The sequence below is a fragment of the Methylocaldum sp. GT1TLB genome (assembly GCF_051027445.1).
Classification (GTDB): domain Bacteria; phylum Pseudomonadota; class Gammaproteobacteria; order Methylococcales; family Methylococcaceae; genus Methylocaldum.
Genome location: NZ_CP194898.1, coordinates 1,654,225 through 1,672,648, shown reverse-complemented (window position 1 = coordinate 1,672,648; position 18,424 = coordinate 1,654,225). Strand labels below are relative to the sequence as shown.

Here is an 18,424-nt window from a genome sequence, read left to right as displayed (position 1 = left end):
CTCCTTCTCTGAAGGAGGGCTTTTTTCTATTGATCAGGTATCAGATAGACTCGGATCTAGACCAAACATGCGCTGTCTAGAGAACAGAGATAGCTAACTTGGTTGACGTTCGTCCATTTCTTAAGAGGGCGCAGTATTTCCCTTATGTTCATAGATTCTCATTGCCATCTTGATCGCCTGGATTTAACGCCTTTTGAGGGTGAGTTCGCTTCGTTTATGAGAGAAGCGCGAGCGCAGCAGATCGAACACATGCTGTGTGTATCCATCGATCTTGACAGCTACTCCGAAATGCGCCGTTTGGTGGATGGATACGACGATGTCTCAGTATCGGTTGGTGTCCATCCTAACGAGCAGGTTTCAAGAGAGCCGAGTGTCGAAGAGCTTGTCGTCCTCGCGGAAAATGACAAGGTGGTCGCTATCGGTGAGACCGGATTGGACTACTACCGGAGTTCGGGCAGCCTGGATTGGCAGCGTGAGCGGTTTCGGCAACACATCCGAGCCGCCAAAATCGTTGGTAAGCCGTTAATTATTCACTCGCGTGAAGCCAAGGACGACACAATCAAGGTGCTGAAGGAAGAGGGGGCAGATCAAGTCAGTGGTGTGTTCCATTGTTTTACCGAGGATTGGGAGACGGCGCGGCAGGTCCTGGATCTGGGGTTTTTTATCTCATTCTCGGGGATCGTCACTTTCCGGAACGCTCAATCGATACAAGAGGTCGCCAGAATGATTCCGGAAGATCGTTTCTTGATCGAAACGGATTCGCCATACCTTGCTCCGATCCCGTTTCGTGGAAAACCGAATTATCCTTTTTATGTAAGACACGTGGCGCAGTGTGTCGCAGAACTGAAAGGAATTTCTATCGAGCGCGTTGCAGAGCTCAGCTCGGACAACTTCTATCGGTTGTTTCCAGGAGCTCGAGCCTAAGCGCGTAGCACGATATCGACCGCTCGTTCGAGCGCATCTAGGGGCGTATAGAAATGGGGCGAGAAACGGATGCCGCCGCCCCGTAATGCACAGACAACGCTATTTTGATTCAGGTGCTGATAAAGCCGTTGGTTTTCCAGAGATCGGTGGCGGAACAGCACGATGCCTGAACGACGTTCGGAAACGCTGGATGAGAGAAGTTCCAGTGCCGGGTGATTCATGATCGTTTCGACCAAGTAAGCGGTTCGCTCCAACAGTAAGGTTTCAATCCTTTCGATGCCGGTTTCCGATATCAGCGAGAGGCTGGCGGACAGCGCATGTATTCCCAGCATATTGGGGCTGCCGCATTCGAAGCGACGGGCGTTCCGTGCCGGAAGCCAAGACCGGTTATCGTAATCCCCAGCGTTCTCAACCATGTGCCAGCCGTATTGCATTAGACCCAGCAAGCCTCTCGCACGCGGCGAGGTATAAAAAACACCTAGCCCTTCCGGTCCGAACATCCACTTATGACCATCAGCCATGACAAAATCTGCGTGGCACCTTTGTACGTCGAAACGCAATGCCCCTAAGCTTTGAATGGCGTCAATGCAAAATAAAATCCCTTGGTCGCGGCAGAACCGGCCGATTTTGTCCATATCGAGGCGTAACCCCGAAGCGTATTGAACAGAACTGACGGTGATAAGCTTTGTGTGTTCGTCGGCTAGCTCAAACAAGGCATCTTCAGGCGTGCGAGCGGCATTTAGATCTGCCTCTTTGAACTCCACTCCTCGATCGCTTAGTGCTTGCCACGGAATTCGATTTGACGGGAACTCCTCGTTGCTGGAGACGATATTGTCGCCGGGTTGCCAGTCGAGACCAAAAGCCACGAGCGAGATGGCCTCGGAAGTGTTCTTGACTAAAGCGATATCGTCCGTGGACGGCGCATTGAGCAAGTCCCTCAACTGTTCCCGCAATAAATCTTCTTGTTTCACCCATTCCAAGTAACGGGACGCACCGTATCGGGCGTTTTCCTCTGCGAACTGGCTTACCGCCAGGGCCGTCCGCAAAGGCCACGGTGCCACGGCCGCATGATTCAAATAGATTAAGTCCGGGGACAATGGGAATTCGGGGTGCATCTGGTTGGAAACCGGGCAATGAAATCGTTGAATCAGAGCGAAACAGTGAGTCCGGTCGTCGACAGAAAATAGACCAATACCAATGAGCCGAACAGTATTCGATACCAGGCAAACGCTTTGAAACTGTGTCGGGCGACGAATGCTAGCAACGCTCGAATAACCAGCCAAGCGCTGAAAAAGGCCGCAACGAAACCGGCTGCCAACATCTCCAGATCTTCAGGTCTCATGATGTCGAGATTCTTGTACAGGTCGTAGAAAGTGGCGGCGAACATCGTCGGAATAGCGAGAAAGAACGAGAACTCCGTCGCAACTGACCGTGACATGCCGCTCAGCAACCCACCCATGATCGTCGCGCCCGCTCGAGATACGCCCGGAAACAAGGCAAGGCTTTGAGCTAAGCCCACTTTGAGCGCCACATGCCAGGTCAACTCGTCGACGTGCTCGACATGATGAGTCCGGCGCCGGCTTTCGATCAACAGAATCACGAGGCCGCCGAGTATCAGCGCCCCGGCTACGGTAATCGGGTTGAAGAGCTGAGTCTTGATGGTTTTGTGAAGAAAAAGACCGAGTAGAGCTGCCGGCAGAAACCCGATCAAGACATTAAGCGCGAAACGGAATGCGGCTGGATCCGAGAATAGCGACCCGGACACGCGAGTAATGCGCTGCCGGTAATGCCAAACGATGGCACAAATCGCCCCAAGCTGAATAAATATGTCGAACGTTTTCGCCCGTTCCCCGGTGAAAGACAATAGATCATTGGCAATGATTAAATGACCGGTACTGGAGATCGGAAGAAACTCGGTGGCTCCCTCCAAAATACCAAGCACGATTGCCTTCAAATAAAGGGGAATGTCCATAAACTTCCTTAAGTAAAAATGCTTAAAACTCAATTACAGCATGCGTTGTACGCCCAGTTCAACGACGCGATCGGGCGGAATCCGGAAAAAACTTACAGCACTGCTCGTATTGCGGGACATGCCGATGAACAGCTTCAGGCGCCAAAGCGGCATTTTCGGAACCGTGCTGGGAATAATGGTTTCGCGGCTGAGGAAAAAGGTCGTATCCGAGATATCAATGTCAAAATCTCGACTGCTTGATTTAAGGACTCGTGGGATATTGGCCGCTTCCATGAATCCATAATGTAGATTGATTCTAAAAAAGCCTGCGCCGAGGCGGCGGATTTCGCGGCGTTTTTCGGGAGCTACGCGGGGAACGTTTTCGGTAGTGACAGTCATAAGCACGACAGTCTCGTGCAGTACCTTGTTGTGTTTTAGGTTATGCAGCAACGCGGGTGGAATGCCTTCGCGGCTGCTCGTCATGAATACGGCCGTGCCGGCGACGCGCAACGGAGGATTATTGACGATTTCGGCTAAGAATTGATCAACTTGTACCGAGTCTTCGCGTAGGCTCTCCCGGAGAAGATCGCGGCCGCGTTTCCATGTCGTCAGGAGCGTAAAGGCGATAAGCCCGATGACTAACGGGAACCATCCGCCTTCAAAAATTTTCGCTGCATTAGCGACCAAGAAAGCCAAGTCGACGGTAAGGAATCCAAAAGCCAGCATGCCGCTAATGATCGGATTCCACTTCCATAAGCTGTACACCACGACGAAAGCCAAAATCGTATCGATGGCCATCGTGCCGGTGACGGCGATGCCGTAAGCGGCCGCTAAGTTGGATGAAGACTGAAACCCTAGAACCAATCCGATGATAGCGACCATCAATGCCCAGTTGATCCAAGGAATGTAGATCTGACCCTTTTCCTCTTCAGAGGTGTATTGAATGCCGAGCCTAGGGCAGAAGCCCAACTGAATCGCTTGAGACGTAAGGGAAAAGGTTCCAGAAATTACCGCTTGGGAAGCGACAATTGTGGCTATCGTAGCTAGGCCGATCATGAAAACCAGCGCCCCGCCAGGAACAAGGAAATAGAACGGATTTTGAACCGCCGACGGATTTTGGATGAGAAGAGCCCCCTGGCCGAAGTAGTTCAGCATCAGTGACGGAAGGACGAACAGAAACCATGCCTTGCGAATCGGTTCGCGGCCGAAATGTCCCATATCCGCATACAATGCTTCGCCGCCGGTAACGGCCAGCACCACCGCTCCCAAGATCAAAACGGAAGGCCAGCCATGCGCTGCAAAGAAGTGAAAGGCATGTACCGGATTCACGGCAGCTAAAACGGCTGGACTTTTTATCAAACTGAGCGTGCCAAAAACTGCGAGACTACAGAACCAAATTGCCATAATCGGCCCGAATAGCGCACCGACGCCCGCGGTCCCTTTTCGTTGAAAAGTGAAAAGCCCTATTAGGACTGCAAGAGAAATCGGAACCACATAGGAATGAAGCTCCGGCTGAAGGACTTTGAGTCCTTCGACTGCACTCAAGACCGAGATGGCCGGCGTGATCATCCCATCGCCGTAAAATAGCGATGCGCCTATCAATCCGAGCCCGATCAGTAAAAATCGGAAGCGGGTACTTATTTCCGCCTTCTGCTGGACAAGGGATATCAGGGCCATGATACCGCCTTCGCCTTTGTTATCCGCTCGCATGATGAAGATGACGTACTTCAACGATATGACGATCAGAATGGCCCAGAAAATAAGCGACAAGATGCCGAGGACATTTGCCGGCGTTGGTTCTAGCGCCAGAATGCCGCCGAAGCACTCTTTAAGTGTATAAAGCGGGCTGGTACCGATATCGCCGAATACGATGCCCAGCGCGGCGATCACCAAACTTTTTTGTTCTCGCGATTGAGATGGGGCTAGGGTTGCCGAATTCATAGATTTTCTCCGTCGCCGACGCGAAAAGAGCATGTGCTTTGTTTAGGACACCTTCCGATACGGGTTGCGCTAATTCGTGCGTGGATCCTTCCTTCATAGATGAGACGGCCAAAGGCTATCGGTGTGCTGCCGGTGAGCAACTGGTGTGTTCGAGCGGGAGCGGGCACTAGCGAATGCGCCCGTGCGCGTCGGCTCAGGTTCAGCATCGGCAATCAAATTCGCCAAATAGAGAAAGAATAGCTTTCGTCATTCGGGAGGGGCGTTTTCCGCTTGAACGCAGTTCATGCACGACTACCTCTGCTATGGAAATGCAGATGCACGATCGCTCAGATTAGGCGGTGAAGTATAGGCAGGCAGGCGAAATATCGTAGCTCAACAAGTTTGATCATGCCTCGGCTCCATCCAATCGCATTTTTCGAGCATAAAGATTAAGCGTTGGGGTAAAAAGCTGTAATGTCGCGCTAAAAGGCTTTAGAAAAATAGCGAAACGTCTCTTGCCCATGTCCATTGGGCAATATCGGGGGATGTTACCTGAGGCTTTCGGTTTACTGAACCACCAGAGAGTCTCATCCAGTGAATAGCAATTTTCTATGAGCGAAATTCTGGGCTGGTTGTAAAAAGTTGTGGGAGCTTAATCCAATAGACCGAGAATGTTGAGTAAGACTCTAGAATATTCTTATAACTTTTTGATAAGCGCAGGCACGCAGACCGAATATAGATCCTTTCAGCTTGAAAAACAGGCTCTGAGTCATTAAGCTTCTACGGTTTTACAACAAGGAGCGCTCAATGGTTCGTCGTCCTCTGGTCGTCGGAAACTGGAAGATGAACGGCACTCGAGAAAGTAAAAAAACATTGCTGACGAACATTCTTTCCGGCATTTCGGAAACCGCTCCGGCAGAGGTCGGTGTATGTGCGCCTTATGTATTCATACCCGAGGCAGCCGAACTGTTGGAAAACAAAGCGATTTTGCTTGGCGCGCAAAATGTAGCGGATGAGGACGAAGGCGCCTATACGGGTGAAATCTCCGCGCCTATGTTGCGTGAGTTCGGGTGTGACCTGGCTATCGTCGGGCATTCGGAGCGGCGACTGCGGTACGGAGAGTCCAATCAACTGGTGGCTGCGCGTTATAAAAAAGCGCTCGATCACGGTCTTACGCCAATCTTGTGCGTGGGTGAGACTCTGGAGCAGCGTGAACAGGGTAATACATTTACTGTCATAGACGAGCAGTTGGAGGCGGTGTTTGATATGGCTGGCGTTGAATCGCTGGCAAATGCGGTGATCGCTTACGAACCCGTCTGGGCTGTTGGGACCGGGCGAACCGCGACAGTCGAGCAAGTGCAAGAGATACACGAATATTTGCGGCGAAAGATTTCGGAGCGGGAACCCGAAGTATCGGCTTCAGTCCGGATTCTATATGGCGGTAGTGTAAAGCCCGAAAATGCCCGTACCTTGTTCGGTATGCCCGACGTGGACGGTGGATTAATTGGCGAAGCGTCCTTGGATGCCGAGTCCTTTCTCTCGATATGCCATTCGGTTTAGGTGAAGTTTTTATGTATCAGGCATTGACAATTATTCATGTCGTGGTCGCCTTGGCGGTCATCGGATTGGTGCTTCTTCAGCAAGGCCGGGGCGCCGATGCCGGAGCGGGCTTTGGCGGTGGAGCGTCTAATAGCCTGTTCGGTGCACGGGGCGCAGCTTCGTTTTTGTCTCGCACGACCGCGGTGCTGGCTACACTGTTTTTTGTGACCAGTTTGAGTCTTGCGTACTTGGCAGATAAACAGGATAATAAACAAGTTGATATCATTGATGGTCCTGGTTTGGACCCGTCTCAACGCGATCTTCCTCCGGTAGTGGAAGAGCCGCCAGCAACTGACAAGGCCGATTTGCCCGATAGCGCCGATACGCTTCCGCCGGCAGAGCAAGAGAAATAGCCAACCTTGTTAGACCATGTTTAGCCGATGTGGTGGAATTGGTAGACACGCCATCTTGAGGGGGTGGTGACGCAAGTCGTGTCGGTTCAAGTCCGACCATCGGCACCAATTACGTCGATTCGAGATGGCCTGCCTATTTCAGATAGTCAGGCCTCTTTTGTTTTTGCACATCTAAAAATCCGATGGAGTTTATCGTAAGCAGCACTGACGGCAGGGCCCGACGGGGCGAGCTTATCTTTTCGCGCGGAAACGTGCGGACTCCGGCATTCATGCCCGTCGGCACCTACGGCACCGTCAAGGCAATGACGCCTGAAGAGCTCAAGGAGCTTGGCGCAGAGATCGTGCTGGGAAATACCTTTCACCTGATGCTCCGCCCTGGTACCGACGTCATCCGCCGCCACGGCGATCTGCATGATTTCATGCATTGGGATCGCCCGATCCTGACCGACTCCGGTGGATTTCAGGTGTTCAGCTTAGGTGCTATGCGCAAGATTACCGAGGCCGGCGTCCGGTTTCGCTCGCCGGTGGATGGCAGCGTCACGTTTTTGGGCCCCGAGGAATCGATGGCGGTTCAGCGGGACTTGGGTTCGGATATCGTGATGATCTTCGACGAGTGTACTCCTTATCCCGCTAGTTACGAGCAAGCCGCCGATTCCATGCGTCTTTCGCTCCGCTGGGCCGAACGGAGCAAAGATGCGCATGAGGGTAATCCGTCGGCTTTGTTCGGTATCGTTCAAGGCGGCGTCTACGAAGAACTCCGGTTCGAGTCGGTAGAGGGCTTGAAGAATATCGGATTCGACGGGTATGCCATCGGCGGTCTTTCCGTGGGCGAACCCAAGGAAGACCGGGCGCGCATTTTGAATTCGCTGTTGCCGAACATGCCATCCGATAGACCCCGTTACTTGATGGGAGTCGGTACTCCAGAGGACATCGTCGAGGCGGTGCGGCTCGGCATCGATATGTTCGACTGCGTTCTGCCGACACGTAATGCCCGCAACGGTCATCTGTTCACGCGTCATGGCGCAATCCGCATCCGCAACAGTTGCTATCAGAACGATACCCGCCCGCTGGATGACGAATGCCGTTGCTACACCTGCCGAAATTTCAGCCGGTCCTATCTCCGCCATTTGGACAAATGCGGCGAAATTCTAGGGTCTCGGTTGAATACCATACACAATCTTTACTATTACCAGGAGCTTATGGCCGGCCTCAGGCAAGCGATCGAGGACAACAGGCTGAGTGAATTCGTTGCCCGGTTTTATGAGCAACGAGGAAAAGGCGAGGTTTTGTGTAATAATGCCGCGTTTTAAAAGAAAGATAAGCAAGGACCAAATATGAGTTTCTTCATTTCCGACGCATTTGCTCAAGCCGCGCCGGCCCAGCAAGAGCCGGGGTTGGCTGGTCTTATTCTACCGCTGGCTATATTGCTGATTTTCTTTTTCTTATTCGTTCTCCCGCAGCAAAGACGGGCGAAAGAGCAAAAAAGAATGATCCAGTCGCTGACCAAAGGGAGCGAAGTCGTGACCAATGGCGGGCTGCTGGGTAGAGTAGCGGATTTGGACGATAACTTCGTTCAGTTGGAAGTGGCTGATAACACCTACGTATACGTTCAGCGCCATGCCATAGCATCACTGATGCCGAAGGGTACCTACAAGGCTAAGAAAAAGGCCGAAAAATAAAACGGCTAAGCAAGTTAATTCAACGGCGGATGCACTATACCGAGCATCACGCCTCATAGGCAGCTATCATGCGAAACCGCTTTCCACTTTGGAAAAACCTTCTGATTATCGCCGTATTGGTGTTGGCGACGATTTACTCGCTGCCCAATTTTTTCGGCGAGGATCCGTCCGTTCAGCTTTCGCCTTTGCGGAGCGCTAAGCTGGACGAAGCTACTCGTGTTCAAGTCGAAAAACTGCTGACCGACGCCGGGATGCAACCGAAGTCGTTGGAATTGTCTGAGAAGCGGCTTCTGGTGCGTTTTACCGAAACCGAGACCCAGCTCAAAGCGGCCGATTTGCTCACCGGATCGCTGGGAAATAACTATACGGTAGCACTCAACCTCGCGCCGTCGACTCCGGATTGGCTCAGAGCGATCAGCGCCCAACCCATGTATCTGGGATTGGACCTTCGGGGCGGCGTGCACTTTTTGATGCAGGTGGATATGGACGCGGCCGTCCGCCAGGCTGAAGAGCGTTATGCGGAAGACATTCGTTCACTTTTGCGCGAAAGCAAAATCCGTTATCTCTCCGTCGATAGAAGTAACCAGACCATCGAAGTGAAGTTCCCGGACGGCCAAACGCTGGCCCAGGCCAGGGATGTCATGCAGCGAGAACTTCGCGGTTTGGAGCTCGGCGAGGACGGCACCGTGATGCGCGCCAGATTGTCGGAACCCGAACGCCGGGAGATCCGTCGTCTGGCTGTGGCGCAAAACATCACGACCTTGCGTAATCGCATTAACGAACTTGGCGTCGCCGAGCCGGTGATTCAGCAGCAGGGCGAAGACCGCATCGTGGTACAGCTCCCCGGCGTCCAGGATACCGCCCGCGCCAAGGAGATTCTGGGGGCCACCGCGACGCTGGAGTTTCGCCTGGTGGATACCGAGCACAGCGCCCAAGGCCTGGAAGAGGGCAAGACGCCGTTGGGCGCCAGGCTCTATCAGGATCGAAGCGGCAGGCCCATCTTGCTGCAGCGTAAGATCATCGTGACCGGCGATCAGATCGTGGATGCTTCCTCCGGGCTCGATTCTCAGTCGGGTTCTCCGGCCGTGTTCGTGACACTGAACGGCATAGGCGCGCGCAAAATGGCCGATGTTACGCGCGAGAACATCGGCAAGCCGATGGCGGTCGTCTATATCGAAACCAAGACGGAAACCAGAGAAGTGGAAGGCCGGAAGGTGGCCACCAAGAAAAAGGTCGAGGAGGTCATCAACGTCGCGACCATTCGGGACCGCTTCAGCAAGCGCTTCCAAATTACCGGTCTGGATAGTACCGAAGAGGCGCGCAATCTGGCCTTGCTGCTGCGTGCAGGAGCTTTGGCCGCGCCGGTGGACATCGTCGAGGAACGAACCGTCGGCCCCAGCTTGGGTAAGGAAAATATCGAGCAGGGTACCCGTTCGTTCATCATCGGTTTTGCCCTGATTGCTGCTGTGATGATCCTCTATTACAAGGTGTTCGGGATCATCGCCAATATCACCTTGCTCTTTAATGTCGCTTTGATTTTGTCGATTCTGTCGTTGCTCCAAGCGACATTGACCTTGCCGGGTATCGCAGGCATCACCCTGACCATAGGTATGGCAGTAGACGCCAACGTGCTCATTTACGAGCGCATCAAGGAGGAGCTGCGTAACGGCAATTCCATTCAGTCCAGTATTTACGCCGGATTCGAGCGCGCGTTCGGCACCATTTTCGACTCCAATATCACGACGCTTCTTGCGGCGATCATGTTGTTCAGTATCGGCTCTGGTCCCGTGAAGGGGTTCGCCGTGACCTTGACGATCGGGATTTTGACGTCGATGTTCACCGCGGTGATGTGTACGCGGATGCTGGTCAATTTCGTCTACGGCCAGCGGCGAGTCGCCAAACTGTGGATCTGAGTCCGATATAAAGAATTCAGGAGATTTGATCAGTGTCCGATACTAATACTCGCGGCTACGCAATCGACTTCATGCGCTGGCGCGTGCCTGCGGTTGTCCTGTCCGCCGTGGTCAGCCTCGCGTCGATCATCGCACTTGGCTGGCAAGGCTTGAACTTCGCCATCGATTTTACCGGCGGCACCATTGTCGAAGTCGGTTATCAGGAACCGGCGAATCTCGAGGAGGTGCGTCAGCAGCTGAAAGAAGCCGGTTTCGCCAATCCGATAGTGCAACATTTCGGAACGTCCAAGGAGGTTCTGATCCGTCTCGCCCCGCAAGCGGAAATCACGAGCACCGATCTGAGGACGCGAGTCATGGAGGCGCTCCGCAAGAATCCGGAGGTTCAAGCCGAACTCCATCGCATCGAATTCGTCGGACCCCAGGTGGGCGAAGACCTCGCCGAAAGCGCCGTGGTCGCCTTGCTATTGGCGATACTCGGGATTCTGGTCTATGTCGCGTGGCGTTTCGAATATCGCTTTTCGTTCGGTGCGATTCTGGCCACCATGCATGATATCACCGTAATCCTGGGCGTGTTTTCCATTCTGCAGTTGGACTTCGATCTGAGCGTACTGGCCGCCGTCCTAGCCATCTTGGGCTATTCGCTCAACGACACCATTGTGGTATTCGACAGAATTCGCGAAAACTTCCGGAAAATCAGGCGCGGCGAGGTTTTGGACGTCATCAACCTGTCCATCAACGAAACGCTGAGCCGTACCCTGATGACCTCCTTCCTAACCTTACTGGCCTGTATTTCGATGGCCATATGGGGTGGAGAAGTGCTTCGGAACTTCGCTCTGGCCTTGATTGTCGGCATCGTGGTGGGGACCTATTCGTCCATCTACGTCGCCAGCGCATTGGCCTATCGGTTGGGGATCAGCCGCGCGGATCTTCTGTTGCCGGAGAAGGAAGGGGCGATTGATAACCGTCCGTAAGTGCATTTGAATCAGACGAAAAAGGCTGCTTCGAGCGGCCTTTTTTGTGCGCAACTTTTTTGAATTCTCTTCAATCGAATTGGAGAAGCTCCCGAGCGACATGTCCTTCTCCACAAGGTGCCGCAAACGGCAACGGCCGATGCAGCCGGGGGAAGTGACGCCCTTATTCGTTGGAAGATAAGGGAAGCCTGATTTCAGGTTTTCGTGTCGTAAGAGCCCCGTGGACCCGTTATAAGACACCCTTATGAGGGACCGGCAAGCGATGGAAAAGGTGGCCGATGCATTGAAAATGCACGTTTACACTTTGGCCGATCAAATAGGCGAGCGAAACCTGATGCTGCCGGAGGCCTTGCATGCCGCCGAGCGCTACATCGCGGGGCAATGGGAAGCCCAGGGTTATCCGGTAAACCGGCTCGCCTATACGGTGAAAGGGATCGAATGCGCCAATCTTGAGGCAGAGCGGCATGGAACCCGTTATCCGCTCGATATCGTCTTGATCGGAGCCCATTACGACACCGTATTCGGAAGTCCCGGTGCGGACGACAACGCCAGCGGCGTCGCGGCGCTGCTGGAGCTGTCGCGCTTGTTCATGAGCTCCGAGCCGGAAAAGACCGTCCGCTTTGTGGCCTTCGTGAACGAGGAAGCGCCGTTTTTCGCGGGACGCCATATGGGCAGCCTCATTTACGCCAAAGCCGCCAAGGAGCGGGGCGATCGGATCCGCTTCATGGTTTCGCTCGAGATGCTGGGATGCTATTACGATACACCCAATAGTCAGCGATATCCGGTGCTGCTCAAGTACGTTTATCCCGACCGCGCCAATTTCATCGCCTTCGTGTCCAACCGACATTCTCGGAGCAGTTTGCTACGCCTCGTGCGTGCATTTCGCCGGAATTCGGAATTTCCGATCGAGCATCTCGCGGCTCCGTTCTTCGTGCCCGGCGTTGCGCTCAGCGACCACTTTTCCTTCTGGAGGCAGGGCTATTCGGCGATCATGGTGACGGACACGGCCTTTTATCGAAATCCCTGGTATCACACTGCCGGCGACCGGCCGGATAGGCTTCATTACGAGTCCTTTGCAGCGGTCGTCCGAGGCTTGTATCTGGCGCTGCTGGATTGTGCAAATGGCGCATCCTGAGGTGGTGAGGCATGACCGAATTGGCTCAAACGGAAACCGAGCATTTGTCGCCCGCCGATTTGGTTGCCGCTCGCCGCGGCCGCTTTTCCGCCGAACTGGGTATCGATGTCGCCGGGCTGGATGACGGCGAACTTTTCAGATGGCTTCTTGCGGCCGTTTTGTTCGGAGCGCGCATTTCCGAACGGCTGGCGGCGCGCACTTACCGGGCTTTCGCGGAGAGGAAGCTGACGACTCCCGAAGCCATTATCGAATGCGGCTGGAACGGATTGGTGGCGGTATTGGATACGGGCGGGTATACCCGTTATGACTTTAAGACCGCCACCAAGCTCCTAAACCTGTCGCGGTCCTTGCTGGACGACTATCAGGGAAGTCTCAACAGGCTGCATGCGAAAGCGGAATCCGCGGAGGATCTCGAACGAAGGTTGATCGCTCTGGCGAAGGGTATCGGACCCACGACGGTCAATATCTTCTTGCGCGAACTGCGCGGAGTCTGGGCCAAGGCGGCACCGGCTCTATCCGATCTCGCTGTAGATGCCGCCGAGGCGCTGGGTTTTCTGCCGGAGGGGGAATGCGAGAGCCGCTTCGCGGCAGCGCGATTGCAGGCGCTTTGGGCGAGGGCCGGCGGGTCTGCTCGCGATTTCCCGGACTTCGAAACCGCACTGGTCAGGGAAGGCATCTTATTGCGGCGGGCGAAGGCGCATAGCGGTAGATCGGCCCGTTGATGATTCATTGCTCAGTCGTTCGATTAGACCTGGGGGAGTGAGTAATCGATATCGCCTCGCGCGAACGATGGGAAGGTCGATTCCGCGAGTGGACCGGCTCTTCAGTTCGAAGGCAAGAACCTCTCGCTGAAGATGTGTTCATCGGAGATTCCGAAAGCGCGCGCCGTCTCCGCCGCAGCATCGATTAGCGCGGGCGGGCCGCACAGATAAAGATCCGGCGCCGGTCCGCCTTGTTCGAGGTCGCGCCGTAGCGCATCGACCGGGGTGCCGCGAAATCCGGCCCATGACGGCTCCGGATGCCACACGCAAAGCTCGATTTTAAGCCGAGGCAGAGCCTCGGTGAGTTCCCGAAGCGTGTCCAGGCAGAACAATTCGGCTTCGCGATTGACGCCGAAATAGAGCCGCGCCGGTTGCGGTTCCTGCAACTCGGCCATATGGCGCAGCATGGAAAGCAAAGGCGCCAAGCCGGTGCCGCCCCCGACGAAATAGCGAGGCCGTAGGCTCTGCGCCTGCAGCACGAAATGGCCGCTGGGGCCGCGCACGTCGATGCGCTGGCCGGTCTTCGCCTCCCGCTCCAGATAGGTGGAGAATGTTCCGCCCGGCTGCAGCCGGATCAGAAACTCCAGCTCTCCGGTCCAGTTGGATGTATTGGCGATGGAGTAGGCGCGGCTGATGCCGGAATCGGGAATTTCCAGACTCATGTACTGCCCCGGTTCGAATTCCGCGGCCTGTCCGCCGCTGCTGTCCGGCTGCAGCCGGAGCAGCAGGCGTACGGTGTTTTCGGCAATGGGCGCCAACTCGACGATTTCGGCGGGGCGGCTCGCCAGCGCTTCGAAGCGGATGCGGTCGAAATCGTAAGGCGCTTCGAGCGAAAGGTCGCTTTGCGGATGGGCCCGGCACAGCAGCAGGTCGCCGCGAGCCGCGGCGTCCGGGGGCAGCGCCTGCGGATTATAGCTGTCCAGATGGTAATCGCCGTCGACGCGGGTACAGAGACAGGCGCCGCAGCCGCCGTCCCGGCACAAGGATGGAAGTACGATGCCTTCCTCCTCGGCGGCGGCGAGAAGATTCTGTTCGGTTTCGCAGGTGAAACGAACCTGCTGCCCGTCGCGGGTGGTGAGCGTTATGACGTGGTTGGTCATGGGTTCTCCAATGGAAAGTCGTGATCGCCCTGAGAGCAAATCGATGGGAGCGGGCTGTAGGGTGGGTTAGGCCGTGAGGGCGTAACCCACCGAGCGACCTCGAATCGGTGGGTTACGCGGAGCCGAGGGGCTAACCCACCATCGATGGGTTTCGCTTCGCTCTACCCATCCTACGATTAATGTCCATTCGAATGCTGAATGGAATAAGCCCTTTCTTCAAACGTTCAGGCTGCCCGGTGAAGCGCTGCCTCGATGTCCGCTTCGGCAGTAGTGATCGGTTTCAGGTCGAAGCGTGCCGATAGCTGCTCCAGGAGCGCAGGCGTCAGAAATGCGGGCAGGGTCGGTCCGAGTCGGATGCCCCGAATGCCGAGCGAAAGCAGGGTCAGCAGCACTGCCACGGCTTTTTGTTCGAACCAGGACACCATGAAGGACAGCGGCAAATCGTTCACGCCGCAGTTGAACGCTCCGGCCAGGGCACTCGCGATTTGAATGGCGGAATAGGCGTCATTGCACTGACCGATGTCCAAGAGGCGCGGAATGCCGCCGATAGCGCCGAATTCGTGCCGGTTGAAGCGGTACTTGCCGCAGCCCAAGGTGAGAATGACGCTGTCCTCGGGTACGTGGTCCGCCAGATCGGTGTAGTAATTGCGTCCCGGCACTGCGCCGTCGCATCCGCCGATCAGGAAGAAGTGGCGGATGGCGCCGGTCTTGACGGCATCCACGACTTTGTCGGCGACTCCTAGCACCGTGTTGCGGGCGAATCCCACGGTAATGGTTTGTTCCGGGGCATCTTCCTGAAAACCGGGGAAGGCCAGGGCCGCTTGAATGACCGGCGAGAAGTCGCCGTTGGCGATGTGACGTACGCCGGGCCAGCCCACGGGGCCTGCGGTGAAGATGCGTTGCCGGTAGCGGGGTTGGGGCTCGACCAGGCAATTGGACGTCATCAGGATCGCACCCGGGAATTCGCCGAATTCGCGGGTTTGGTCCTGCCAGGCCCCACCGTAATTGCCGACCAGATGAGGATAGGCGCGCAGCTTGGGATAAGCATGGGCCGGCAGCAGTTCGCCGTGGGTGTAGACGTTGATGCCCATGCCCTTGGTTTGTTCCAGCAGCGCTGCCAGGTCTTTCAAGTCGTGGCCGCTGACCAGGATCGCCTTGCCTTTGACCGGCGTCATCCGCACGCTGGCCGGTTCGGGATGCCCGAAACTGCCGGTGTTGGCGGCGTCCAAGAGTTCCAGCGCTTTCAGATTCAGTTGGCCGACGGCTAGCGCCTGGTTTACGAGCGCTTCCGCGTCGATGGGTTCGCCGGCTAGAAAATCCAGGATTTCCTCGAAGCGGGCATAGAGTTCATCGCTTTCGTAGCCGAGCACATGGGCATGGTGGGCGTAGGCGGCGACTCCTTTGAGCCCGTAAAGAATCATTGCTCTGAGGCCAATAATATCGTCGCCCACTTGTTCGCGGCCGGCGGTTACGGCGGCCGATGCTGCCAGCATCAACAAGCCGTCCATGTCGTCTACCGGCTGCCAGGCGGCGGGGCCGGCCAGAACTTCCGGCGCAGTGCCTCGATCCCGAGCGGCTTCTTCGTAGCGAGCCTTGATTCGGTCGCGCAGGCGTGCGGCCTCCTGAATCATGGCGATGAACCGGGCAGGGTTGAAGTTGACGTTGGTCAGCGTCGTGAACATGGCATAGAGTATGAACCCGTCCGCCTCGCGGTCGGAGATGCCGAAAGCACGCGCGCGGCGGGCATACTGGGCGATGCCTTTTATCCCGTAAATCAAGAGGTCTTGTAGATCGGCAGTGACTTGATCTTTGCCGCAGACGCCTTTGGCGCTGGCGCAGCCGTTGCCGGAATCGGTGCGGGTGGTTTGTTCGCATTGATAACAAAACATGGCTTTTTTCCTTTGAATAGACGGTCAAATCGATTCGGACGGTGAACAACATAACGACCGCCCATTCGTTTCTCCTTGACCTAGATCAAGCGGTTTTTCGTGGGAGATTTGCATGAAGAAATCCGTACCCGACTGGCTGTACAAGCACCTGCTGTTCGCCGAGCTGGAAGAACCTCAATTGACCCAGGTGATCGCCGCCGCGCTTCCGGTTTGGCTAGAGGCGGGAGAGGAGCTTTTCAGCCACGGCCAACGGGCTAGCCGTTTCTATATCTTGGAAACGGGGACGATTCAGCTTTACCGTCTTTCGGCGGCGGGCGAGGAGAAGGTCATCGAACTCATTCAGCCCCGCCAGTCTTTCGCCGAGGCGGTGATGTTCATGGAGGGCAATCTTTATCCGGTAAGCGCCCGCGCAATTGTTCCCAGCGAGCTTTGGGGATTCGACATGAAAGTCTTCCGGACCGTGTTGCAGACTTCGCCCGCCGTCTGCTTTCGACTGCTAGGCCGTATGAGCCAGCGCCTTCACCAACTGCTGCAAGAAATCGACGAGCTGACGCTGCAGAACGCCACGATGCGGGTCGCACAATACCTACTCAGGTCCGCGCCCGACCAAAACTGCACGTGCTACAGCGTGCAGTGGGAAACGCCTAAGCAGGTGCTGGCTTCGCGCCTTTCGGTGCGCCCGGAGACCTTTTCCCGCATCCTGCAGCAATTGGTGCAGGCCGGAATGATCCAGGTTCACGGTAAAACAGTCGAAGTGCTGGATGCGGCGCGTTTGAGGAACTGGGCGGGACAAAGCGACTAAGTACATTCAGGAAAGTCCTACGGCATACGAACCGCTCATTGCGCAGAATTGCCAGGGATTCGATTGGATGGGTCGAAACACGCTGGGCGACTTGAAGTCATGCGGCCGTGGTTTCGAAACGTTCGTAGTACATCGCTTTGCGCGGAAGTATTCGTCGGCAATCCTTTGTCGACGTGTTGCACTCGCGTTCCGCGAAACTTTCTGGGATGTACTTAGAGCATTTTCATACCTACTGTACGGGCACTCGCGAGTAGGTCGGGAATCCCTTTCCGACACCACGTCCCGGCCGAGCGTCTTCGTCGGCAAAGGATTGCCGACCTACGAATGCTTGAATCAATTTACCGTCGCCGAAGGCGCCAACGACTCCTGCCAGGCCTGTTTTGCCGTACGAGCGAGATGAAAACGCTCTAATCGCCCTCAAGGAACGGCCGAGTTCGGTTGGTAGTCTCACTCTCGGAGGCGCGGACTACCGGCGGATATACCACACGTGAGGCGGATATGGACGATGCGGCACTCGATTGTCTGATCGTAGGAGCGGGGCCCGCGGGCCTCACGGCGTCGATTTATCTCGCGCGCTTCCGCCGCAGGATCAAGACCGTTGATGCCGGTTTCAGCCGGGCATCGCTGATTCCGATCTCGCACAATTATCCGGGCTTCCCGGACGGAATTTCAGGGAACGACCTGCTGATGCGGTTTCGTGCCCAAGCCGTACGATACGGCGCGAGCATCGATTCCGGTCTGATCACTCGGATCGAAAAGATCGAAGGCGGGTTTGCGGCAAGCTGTGGCGACGACCGGTTCACGACGCGGACGGTATTGCTCGCGACCGGCGTGGTCGATATCGAGCCGGTTCTGCCGAACCTGAAGGACGCGATTCGCAGCGGATACATAAGGCATTGTCCGATCTGCGACGGCTACGAGGTTATCGACAAAAAAGTTGCGGTGATCGGGTTCGGAAAAGGGGGGCTCAAGGAGGCGCTGTTTCTGAAGTGCTACACCGGTGATCTGACCCTGCTGACGCTTGGAAAGGATATGGCGCTCACCGACGAAGATCGGGAAGTTCTGCGAAACGCTCGAATCCGGGTAATCGAAGAACCTATCGAGGAGGTGTGCTTCGAGCAGGGAAAAATCGGAGCGATACGAATGGAGAGCGGCCGGACCTATAATTTCGATACCTTGTATTCCGCATTGGGCGCGGCGATTCGGTCGGATCTGGCCGTTCAGGTCGGCGCGGAGTGCGACCCGGAAGGCCATCTCATCGTCGACGATCATCTCCGCACTTCGGTGCCGGGCTTATATGCGGCAGGCGACGTGGTCAGCGCCCTCAACCAGATCAGCGTCGCCACGGGCCATGCGGCTATCGCGTCTACGACGATTCATAACAGTCTCTGAGGCGCGGCGTCGGCCATCTTCATTTGTCTCGCCTC

The 18,424-nt window shown here is 55.7% G+C and carries 16 protein-coding genes and 1 tRNA gene; 12 read left to right on the top strand and 5 right to left on the bottom strand.

Going from position 1 to position 18,424, the window contains the following annotated elements; translation table 11 throughout:
* The first annotated feature begins 144 nt into the window (after positions 1-144).
* Positions 145-924 (top strand): TatD family hydrolase, encoded by a 780-nt coding sequence (locus ACR2R1_RS07160; RefSeq protein ID WP_347258160.1) that lies wholly within the window; start codon positions 145-147, stop codon positions 922-924.
* On the opposite strand, the gene ACR2R1_RS07155 is transcribed toward ACR2R1_RS07160, so the two are convergent.
* From ACR2R1_RS07155 to ACR2R1_RS07145, 3 genes are read right to left on the bottom strand one after another with little or no spacing between them, the layout of a single operon-like run.
* Positions 921-2,039 (bottom strand): aminotransferase class V-fold PLP-dependent enzyme, encoded by a 1,119-nt coding sequence (locus tag ACR2R1_RS07155; RefSeq protein WP_347258163.1) that lies wholly within the window; start codon positions 2,037-2,039, stop codon positions 921-923. The two genes, ACR2R1_RS07160 and ACR2R1_RS07155, sit on opposite strands and share 4 nt — an antisense overlap.
* Positions 2,040-2,071: 32 nt before the next feature.
* Positions 2,072-2,896: an undecaprenyl-diphosphate phosphatase gene (locus ACR2R1_RS07150; protein ID WP_077732201.1), complete on the bottom strand. Its 825-nt coding sequence runs from the start codon at positions 2,894-2,896 to the stop codon at positions 2,072-2,074.
* 33 nt (positions 2,897-2,929) lie between these two features.
* Positions 2,930-4,816 (bottom strand): potassium transporter Kup, encoded by a 1,887-nt coding sequence (locus ACR2R1_RS07145; RefSeq protein ID WP_077732202.1) that lies wholly within the window; start codon positions 4,814-4,816, stop codon positions 2,930-2,932.
* A gap of 786 nt (positions 4,817-5,602) precedes the next feature.
* Between ACR2R1_RS07145 and tpiA the strand changes: the two genes are divergently transcribed.
* From tpiA to ACR2R1_RS07100, 9 genes are all read left to right on the top strand, one after another.
* A complete protein-coding gene (gene tpiA / locus ACR2R1_RS07140; RefSeq protein WP_077732203.1) occupies positions 5,603-6,355 on the top strand; it encodes a triose-phosphate isomerase in 753 nt (250 codons plus the stop codon).
* Between the two features lie 11 nt (positions 6,356-6,366).
* Positions 6,367-6,747, top strand: a complete 381-nt coding sequence (gene secG, locus ACR2R1_RS07135; RefSeq protein ID WP_077732246.1) for a preprotein translocase subunit SecG — start codon at positions 6,367-6,369, stop codon at positions 6,745-6,747.
* Between the two features lie 23 nt (positions 6,748-6,770).
* A tRNA-Leu gene (locus ACR2R1_RS07130) sits at positions 6,771-6,855 on the top strand.
* A gap of 74 nt (positions 6,856-6,929) precedes the next feature.
* Positions 6,930-8,057, top strand: a complete 1,128-nt coding sequence (gene tgt / locus ACR2R1_RS07125) for a tRNA guanosine(34) transglycosylase Tgt (protein ID WP_133719027.1) — start codon at positions 6,930-6,932, stop codon at positions 8,055-8,057.
* 24 nt (positions 8,058-8,081) lie between these two features.
* Complete coding sequence (gene yajC, locus ACR2R1_RS07120) at positions 8,082-8,426, top strand: preprotein translocase subunit YajC (RefSeq protein WP_077732205.1); 345 nt, start codon at positions 8,082-8,084, stop codon at positions 8,424-8,426.
* A gap of 68 nt (positions 8,427-8,494) precedes the next feature.
* The gene (secD, locus tag ACR2R1_RS07115; protein WP_086132783.1) at positions 8,495-10,339 is read left to right on the top strand and encodes a protein translocase subunit SecD; all 1,845 of its coding nucleotides are present in this window, start codon (positions 8,495-8,497) and stop codon (positions 10,337-10,339) included.
* Between the two features lie 32 nt (positions 10,340-10,371).
* The gene (secF, locus tag ACR2R1_RS07110) at positions 10,372-11,310 is read left to right on the top strand and encodes a protein translocase subunit SecF (protein WP_347258161.1); all 939 of its coding nucleotides are present in this window, start codon (positions 10,372-10,374) and stop codon (positions 11,308-11,310) included.
* A 244-nt stretch (positions 11,311-11,554) separates the two neighbouring features.
* Positions 11,555-12,445: a M28 family peptidase gene (locus ACR2R1_RS07105; RefSeq protein WP_434113307.1), complete on the top strand. Its 891-nt coding sequence runs from the start codon at positions 11,555-11,557 to the stop codon at positions 12,443-12,445.
* An 11-nt stretch (positions 12,446-12,456) separates the two neighbouring features.
* A complete protein-coding gene (locus ACR2R1_RS07100) occupies positions 12,457-13,167 on the top strand; it encodes a hypothetical protein (protein ID WP_086132782.1) in 711 nt (236 codons plus the stop codon).
* A 101-nt stretch (positions 13,168-13,268) separates the two neighbouring features.
* Here the strand turns inward: ACR2R1_RS07100 and mmoC are convergent, their stop codons facing one another.
* Both mmoC and hcp read right to left on the bottom strand, forming a co-directional pair.
* Complete coding sequence (gene mmoC, locus ACR2R1_RS07095) at positions 13,269-14,306, bottom strand: aromatic/alkene monooxygenase hydroxylase FAD-binding subunit MmoC (RefSeq protein WP_077732208.1); 1,038 nt, start codon at positions 14,304-14,306, stop codon at positions 13,269-13,271.
* 224 nt (positions 14,307-14,530) lie between these two features.
* Positions 14,531-16,195, bottom strand: coding sequence for a hydroxylamine reductase (hcp, locus tag ACR2R1_RS07090; protein WP_434113304.1), 1,665 nt, complete (start codon positions 16,193-16,195; stop codon positions 14,531-14,533).
* A gap of 112 nt (positions 16,196-16,307) precedes the next feature.
* Here hcp and ACR2R1_RS07085 point away from each other — a divergent pair, with 112 nt between their 5' ends.
* The gene (locus ACR2R1_RS07085) at positions 16,308-16,997 is read left to right on the top strand and encodes a Crp/Fnr family transcriptional regulator (protein ID WP_156881610.1); all 690 of its coding nucleotides are present in this window, start codon (positions 16,308-16,310) and stop codon (positions 16,995-16,997) included.
* A gap of 498 nt (positions 16,998-17,495) precedes the next feature.
* Complete coding sequence (locus ACR2R1_RS07080; protein ID WP_077732212.1) at positions 17,496-18,389, top strand: NAD(P)/FAD-dependent oxidoreductase; 894 nt, start codon at positions 17,496-17,498, stop codon at positions 18,387-18,389.
* Positions 18,390-18,424: the final 35 nt, after the last annotated feature.